General features: G+C 69.7%; 7 protein-coding genes and 1 pseudogene. 2 read left to right on the top strand and 6 right to left on the bottom strand.

Annotated elements, in window-relative coordinates:
- Nucleotides 1-89: 89 nt before the first annotated feature.
- The 3 genes from L1066_RS20635 to L1066_RS20625 form a co-directional block, all read right to left on the bottom strand.
- Complete coding sequence (locus L1066_RS20635; protein WP_235738112.1) at nucleotides 90-629, bottom strand: acyl-CoA dehydrogenase family protein; 540 nt, start codon at nucleotides 627-629, stop codon at nucleotides 90-92.
- A 131-nt stretch (nucleotides 630-760) separates the two neighbouring features.
- Nucleotides 761-1,225: an acyl-CoA dehydrogenase family protein gene (locus L1066_RS20630; RefSeq protein ID WP_235738111.1), complete on the bottom strand. Its 465-nt coding sequence runs from the start codon at nucleotides 1,223-1,225 to the stop codon at nucleotides 761-763.
- A 10-nt stretch (nucleotides 1,226-1,235) separates the two neighbouring features.
- The gene (locus L1066_RS20625) at nucleotides 1,236-2,393 is read right to left on the bottom strand and encodes an acyl-CoA dehydrogenase family protein (protein WP_235738110.1); all 1,158 of its coding nucleotides are present in this window, start codon (nucleotides 2,391-2,393) and stop codon (nucleotides 1,236-1,238) included.
- 107 nt (nucleotides 2,394-2,500) lie between these two features.
- Here L1066_RS20625 and rlmC point away from each other — a divergent pair, with 107 nt between their 5' ends.
- Nucleotides 2,501-3,622 carry a 23S rRNA (uracil(747)-C(5))-methyltransferase RlmC gene (gene rlmC, locus L1066_RS20620; protein WP_235738108.1) on the top strand — a complete coding sequence of 374 codons (1,122 nt, stop codon included), beginning with the start codon at nucleotides 2,501-2,503 and terminating at the stop codon, nucleotides 3,620-3,622.
- Nucleotides 3,623-3,625: 3 nt separating this feature from the next.
- Here rlmC and L1066_RS20615 read toward each other — a convergent pair whose 3' ends face one another.
- From L1066_RS20615 to L1066_RS20605, 3 genes are read right to left on the bottom strand one after another with little or no spacing between them, the layout of a single operon-like run.
- Nucleotides 3,626-4,465 (bottom strand): hypothetical protein, encoded by an 840-nt coding sequence (locus L1066_RS20615; RefSeq protein ID WP_235738106.1) that lies wholly within the window; start codon nucleotides 4,463-4,465, stop codon nucleotides 3,626-3,628.
- The gene (locus L1066_RS20610; protein ID WP_235738104.1) at nucleotides 4,462-4,857 is read right to left on the bottom strand and encodes a YncE family protein; all 396 of its coding nucleotides are present in this window, start codon (nucleotides 4,855-4,857) and stop codon (nucleotides 4,462-4,464) included. The genes L1066_RS20615 and L1066_RS20610 overlap by 4 nt, the downstream gene beginning before the upstream one ends.
- Nucleotides 4,854-5,471 carry a YncE family protein gene (locus L1066_RS20605; protein ID WP_235738096.1) on the bottom strand — a complete coding sequence of 206 codons (618 nt, stop codon included), beginning with the start codon at nucleotides 5,469-5,471 and terminating at the stop codon, nucleotides 4,854-4,856. The genes L1066_RS20610 and L1066_RS20605 overlap by 4 nt, the downstream gene beginning before the upstream one ends.
- 155 nt (nucleotides 5,472-5,626) lie before the next feature.
- Between L1066_RS20605 and L1066_RS28925 the strand changes: the two are divergent.
- Nucleotides 5,627-6,657, top strand: a pseudogene (locus tag L1066_RS28925) (AMP-binding protein); the annotation flags it as partial.
- Nucleotides 6,658-6,669: the final 12 nt, after the last annotated feature.

Here is a 6,669-nt window from a genome sequence, read left to right as displayed (position 1 = left end):
ACGAACAGGAAGCAGAAGAGCGGGACGACCGGCCAGTCGAGCACCCCATCGTCGTTCTCCCAAACCATGGACGAGTAGAAGCGATCCGGTCAACGGATCGGTTCGACCTCCCCGTGGTCGGCCACCGTCGCCGCCGGGGCACTGAGGTGGTGGCCGCCGGTTCCGAGCCACTGCTCGAGCGTGAACAGGTGCGCGGTGTGGGCGCCGATCGCGTATTCGGCGGTCATGCCGGTGCCGCCGTGCAACTGGATGGACTCGTGGCCGATGAGCCGGCCAGCCTTGGCGACCTGGAAGGCTGCCCGGTGCTGGCCTCGGCCAGTTCCTCGAGCGCCTCTGCCTCGACCATCGTGGCCAGCCGACCAGGCTCGGGTGAGCTCCAGGGCGATGTAGAGGGTCAGCGGCGAAGGTGAGCGACTGGAAGTTGTTGAGGTGACGCCGAACTGCTTGCGGCTGGTCAGGTAGCCGGCCGTCATCCGCAGGGCCAGGTCCATCGTGCCGACGGCCTGGTTGCCGGCGGCACACCCAGGTGCGCTGCGAGGCCCGCTCGATCGCGGCGGTCGCATCGCCGCCGGTGCCGAGCGGCTGCGCCGCCGCGCCGGCAAGGTCGACCCGGGCACCGCGGCTGCCATCGATCGCGCGGCTGCTCGAGCAGGTCAGGCCAGTGGCGTCGCCGGGCACCACGAAGAGACCGGTGCCCCCGTCAGGCAGCGCCGCAGAGACGATCAACGTCTCGGCCGTCGCCCCGAGCGGCACCGGCTCGCTAGCTCCCGCTCAGCACCCAGCCGTCGCCGGCCGCCGTGGCGGTGACCGCCGATGCGGTTGCCGCCCAACGGCTCCCGGCCTCCGCGTGGGCGAAGGCGAGCAGGGAGTCGCCGGCGGCCAGAGGCGCGATGAGCTCGGACCGTTGCTCCGGCGTACCGACGTCGGCCACCAGGCCGCCCGCCAGCACCACGGCCGCCAGGAAGGGTTCGGGGGCGAGCACCCGGCCCAGTTCCTCGGCGACGATCCCGACCTCGATCGGGCCGGCACCGACGCCACCGTCGTCCTCGGCGAAGGGGAGGCCGAGAACGCCCATCTCGGCCAGCTTCTGCCACAGGTCCCGGTCGTAGCCGGGGTCGTCGGCCACCGTGCGACGGCGGTTCTCGTAGTCGCTGTAGCGCTTGGAGACCAGGCCGCGCACGGCCTCGCGCAGGGCCTGCTGTTCTTCGTCGTGGGTGAAATCCATGTCAGGCCTTTCAGAGTCCGAGGATCGTGCGGGCGATGATCTGCCGCTGCACTTCGTTGGAGCCGCCGTAGATGGAGGCCTTGCGGAGATTGAGGTGCACCGGGGTCGAACGACGGGCCCAGTCGGGTGCCAGCGAGCCCTCGCCAGCGAAGCAGGACAGCCCTGCCGGTCCGGCCAGGTCGAGCGCCAGTTCTGCCACCGCCTGCTGCAGCTCGGTGCCGCGAAGCTTGAGCACGGACGAGGCCGGGTGCGGCTTGCCGTCGCTGGAGTTGGCCGCGACCCTCACGGAGGTGAGCTCGAGGGCCAGCAGGTCGTTCTCGAGTTCTGCGATGCGAGCTGCGGTGAGCGGGTCGTCGAGCTGGCCCACCTCGGCCGCCCACTTCTTCGCCTCGGTGAGCACCCGCTTGGTCGCGCCCACCGGCGCGACGCCGACGCGTTCGTTGCCGAGCAGGAACTTCGCGTAGTCCCAGCCCTTGTTGAGCTCTCCCACGAGGTTCTCCGCCGGCACGCGCACATCGGTGAACCAGACCTCGTTGACCTCGTGGCCACCGTCGATCAGCTCGATCGGGCGCACCTCCAGGCCGGGGCTGGTCATGTCGATGAGCAGGAACGAGATGCCGGCCTGCTTGCGCACGTCGGGATCGGTACGGACGAGGCAGAAGATCCAGTCGCCGTGCTGTCCGAGCGTGGTCCAGGTCTTCTGGCCGTTGACGACGAAGTGGTCGCCGTCGCGGACCGCGGTGGTGCGCAGCGAAGCGAGGTCGGAACCGGCATCGGGTTCGGAGAAGCCCTGGCTCCACCAGATGTCGAGGTTGGCCGTGGCCGGGAGGAAACGTTGCTTGAGCTCCTGGCTGCCGAAGGCAGCGATCACCGGACCGACCATCGAGGCGTTGAAGACGAGCGGAACCGGGACCCCGGCCCGCTGCAGCTCCTCGTGCCACAGGTGGCGTTGGAGTTCGGTCCAGTTGCGGCCGCCCCACTCGATCGGCCAGTGCGGCACCGCGTAGCCGGCGGCGTTGAGGATCCTCTGGCTCTCCACGAACTGGTCCCTGGTGAGCTCCCGGCGGGCCAGCACGGCCTCCCGGATCTCCGCAGGCACCTGCGTGGTGAAGAAGGTCCGCAGCTCATCGCGGAGAGCAGCGTCCTCGGCCGACAGTTTCAGTTGCATGGGGCACCTTCCATTCGACGTCCGGCCATCCTTGCGCAGATGTGGTCGCGCCGACAGGACCAATCCGTGAAAGTTCTCCCCAACGCAACCTCTACCCTTGGCTGGCCATGGAATGCCCGCACTTCTCCGCCGCCCGCTGCCTCTCGTGCACCCTGATGGGGGTGCCGTACGCCGAGCAGGTGGCGGCCAAGGAGCAGGCGGTGCGAGCGCTGCTCCCCGCCGGAATCGATTGGCTGCCCAGCGTCGTCGGCCCCGAGAGCGGCTTCCGCAACAAGGCCAAGATGGTCGTCACCGGCACCGTGGCGGCACCGGTGCTCGGGATCCTCGACCGTTCCGGGGGCGGGATCGACCTGCAGGACTGCGGTCTCTATCCGCCCGAGCTGAGCGACGCCTTCGCACCGCTCAGCCGCTTCATCACGCTGGCTCGCCTGACGCCGTACGACGTCGCGCAGCGCCGCGGTGAGCTGAAGTACCTGCTCATCACCGTGGCTCCCGACGGCGGCCTGATGGTGCGGTTCGTCGTGCGGTCGACCGAGTCGTTGTCACGGATCCGCAAGCACCTGCCCACGCTGCTGGGGTGGCTGCCGCAAGCGCGGGTGGTGTCGGTCAACCTGCAGCCGGAGCACAAGGCGGTGCTGGAGGGAGAGCGTGAGGAGCTGCTGTTGGGGGAGTCGCTGACCATGCGCGTCAACGACCTCGACCTGCACCTGCGCCCGCAGAGCTTCTTCCAGACCAACACCGAGGTCGCCGCCGCCCTCTATCGCCAGGTGCAGGAGTGGGTGGCCGAAGGTGTACCCCGCGAGGTGTGGGACCTCTACTGTGGTGTCGGAGGCTTTGCCCTGCACTGCGCGGCCGCCGGTCGTCGGCTGGTCGGCGTCGAGGTGAGTGCGGAGGCAGTGGCCTCTGCCCAACGGTCGGCCACGGCGCTGCCGGGCGACGTCGAGTTCATCGTGGCCGACGCGACCAGGTGGGCCGTTGCCCGGACCGATGCTCCGGACCTGGTCGTGGTCAATCCGCCGCGACGAGGCATCGGACCCGACCTGGCGGACTGGTTGGAGCGGTCGACGACGCCGACCGTCGTCTATTCGTCGTGCAACGCGAGCACCCTGGCCCGCGACCTCGCTGCGATGCCTTCGCTGCAGCCGGTGCGAGCCAGGGTGCTCGACATGTTCCCGCAGACCGACCACTACGAGGTGGCGGTGCTGCTGGAGCGGACCGTCAGGTCTTGATGCTCACCTGACCACGCGGAACTTCGCGACCGCCGTGCCCTTCTTCGCGACGGCGTTGCCGTTGAAGACCACTCTCACCTTGTGCTTGCCCACCTTGAGCTTGGGCAGCTTGACCGTGGCCACGGCCTTCTTGGCGTTCTTGCGCGTCAGCTTGACGTTCTTCCAGGTCTTGCCGTCGATGGCCACGACGACCTTCTCGTTGGCGTGACCCGGCTTGACCACGACCTTGAGCTTGCCGCGCTTCTTGGCCTTGATCTTCTTCTTGATCGACGTGTTGACCTTCGACTTCTTCTTGACCGGCTTCGGCTCGGTGACGTCGGGGTCGGTCGGCTCCTCGGGCTCGGGCTCGGTGCCGGCCTCGGCTACGTCGATCGTGACCGCGACCGAGCGGCCCTGGTCGCCGGGCTTCAGCGAGCCCGAGAGGAAGCGCAGCGTGTGCTCGCCCGCGGTGAAGGCGGGGGTGGAGCCGTGCTCGCCCTCGGTGGTGCCGTCGGGCAACTGGAAGGTCACGGAGAACTCGCCGTCGTCGTCGGCCTCGATGGTGGCCCACACGTCGGTGCCGTCGCTGGCGCGCTTGACGGAGCCGTCGTCGAGCTTGAGACCGATGGTCGAGCCACTGCCGTCGGGGTGCTTCCAGCCGACGCCGTTGAGGGTGATCTCGCCGCCCACGGCGGGTGTGCCGTCGACGGTGACACCGGTCGCCGGCTCGGGCTCGGGCTCGGGTTCCGGGTCGGGATCGGGAGTGCCGTCGGCCTGCGGGGTGATCCGCCACAGCGAGGAGAGTCCCTGCGCACCGGTGGCGCCGCGGTCCACAGCGATGGCGCTGCCGTCGACGAGGATCACGTCGTTGGGGAGACCCCCACGTTCACGTGGCCGATCTTCTCGCCGGTGTCGGCGTCGGTGACCAGCACGGAGGAACCACCGAAGATGGCGGTGTAGACGAGGCCGGCCTCGGCGTCGACCGCGACGTTGAGGGCGGCAGCGCCGGCGTCGACGGTCTTGAGCACCTGGCCGGTCGCGAGATCGACGGTGCGCACGTCGGAGGAGTCCTGGCTGGCGACGTAGGCCTTGCCGCGCTCTGCGTCCACTGCCACGCCGGAGGCGCGGTTGCCACCCGTCGAGCCGACCTCGCGGTAGTCCTTCGCCACGGAGTCGAACTCGAGGAGCTTGCCGTCGTTGAGATTGACGGTGTAGAGGAGCGCCGTGTCCTCGTCCACGACCAGGTCGAGGCTCATGGGGAGAAGTTGCCGCCCAGTGCGATCGTCTCGACCACCTGGAGGGTGTCGGTGCTGATCTTGGTGATCGAACCGCCGTTGGGATCGCTGACGTAGGCGATGTCGCGGTAGGGGTCGATCGCGATGTCGCGGGAGTGGCCAACGCCGCCGATCGTCTTGACCCGGTCGCCGGTGGTGGCGTCGTAGACCACGACCGCGTCCTCGCGGGTGGCGCTGGTCCAGACGAGGTTGTGCTCGTCGTCGACCGCGACGCCGTACGCCGCCTCCGGACGTTCGACGTCGGTGCCGGCGCCGAGGGTGCGGGGCGTGATGGTCTGCTCGACCTGGAGCGTCTCGGGGTCGATCTTCTGGATCGTCGACTCGTCGGCGATCGGATAGCCCAGGTTGAAGTGGTGGGTCGTCCCGGTCACCCAGATCGCGTCCTGCTCCTCGGACCAGGCGGCCTGATAGAGCGATTTGCCGGCCTGGGCGCTGGTGACGTCGAAGACCCGGTCTCCGACGGTGACCTCGGCAGCCTGGGCCGGGGAGGTCGCCAGGGCGGTGGCGGTCAGGGCCCCGGCCACCGCGATGGCGGCCAGCCTGCGGGGGCGGGTGCGGCGCTTCGTGGTGCGCACGTACTGCTCCTTCTGTGCGAGTCCGGACCGGCCTTCCGCCGTCCCGGTGGCGGTGCGACGAGGTGATGGTGGGGCTCCTCGGTCGCAAGATCAGATGAAGGTTAGCATTACCTTAATTAGGTTGCACTCACTGTCGTGAAGGAAGATCGCCGCCGATGAACACGAACGTCCCGGTGCCGGACCCCGATGCCCCGCATCCCTTCCGGACCCAGCTCGACGCCATCGCTTCGTTGCTCCCCGAACAGGTGGCGCTCGCCGACAGCGCCGGTGTGCGCATCACCCGAGTCGCCCTGGCCCGGCTGTGCAGTGCCCAGCCGCCGGCCACCGGGCCCGTCGCCGTCCTCGGCACCTCGACGCCCGCGCTGGCTGCGGCGGTCGCACACCTGTACGCCGGTGCCCCGGTCTCACTGGTCGATCCGGCACTCGTCGCGGAGCGGCTCCACGACGTTCTCACTCGTTCCGGTGCCACCCGCATCGTGGTCGATCCGGCGAGTGCACCGGCGGTGGAGGCGGCCGCCGCTCCCGGCGCGGTGGAGGTCGTCGATGCGGCCTGGCTGGCGGCGCCACGGGAGCCGTCGGGTGCAGCGCCGACCGCCGGAACGGAGGTGGACGCGCCAGCCTCGATCGTCTGGACCTCCGGGTCGACCGGTCGCCCCAAGGGGTCGCGCTGACCCACGGCGCCGTCGTCAACGGAGCCGCTGTCAGCCGCCGGGAGTTCGACCTCACCAGCGACGACCGGATCGCCCTGGTGCTGCCGCCGGCCTACGCCGCTGGGCAGGAGATGCTCTTCATGGCGCTCCTCAACGGCTGCACCCTGGAGATCCGGGAGAGCCGCACCCGGTCGTTGCGCGACGTCGGCGCCTGGCTCCGCGACCGGCGGATCACGACGCTGCACGCCACTCCGTCCCTGCTGCGCCACCTCACCGGGGCGGTCGGGCACGAACGCCACGATGACATCCGCCTCTTCACCACCTGCGGCGAGGCGGCCCACGGCCGCGACATCGACGCGGCTCGGACCTGGATGCCGAACGCTCGTTATGCGAACTTCGTCGGATCCTCCGAGACGGGCCACCTCAGCTTCCGGCACGTCCTGCCCGGCGAGGAGCTGGAGCCCGGCGTGATCGGTGCCGGTCGGACGACCGTGAGCAAGGTGATCCGGGCTCACGACGAGCGTGGAGAGTTGCTCGCGCCCGGTGAG

The organism is Nocardioides alcanivorans (assembly GCF_021555175.1).
GTDB lineage: Bacteria > Actinomycetota > Actinomycetes > Propionibacteriales > Nocardioidaceae > Nocardioides > Nocardioides alcanivorans.
The sequence above is the reverse complement of the archived record's forward strand: the minus strand, read 5'-3'. Positions and strand labels throughout refer to the sequence as shown.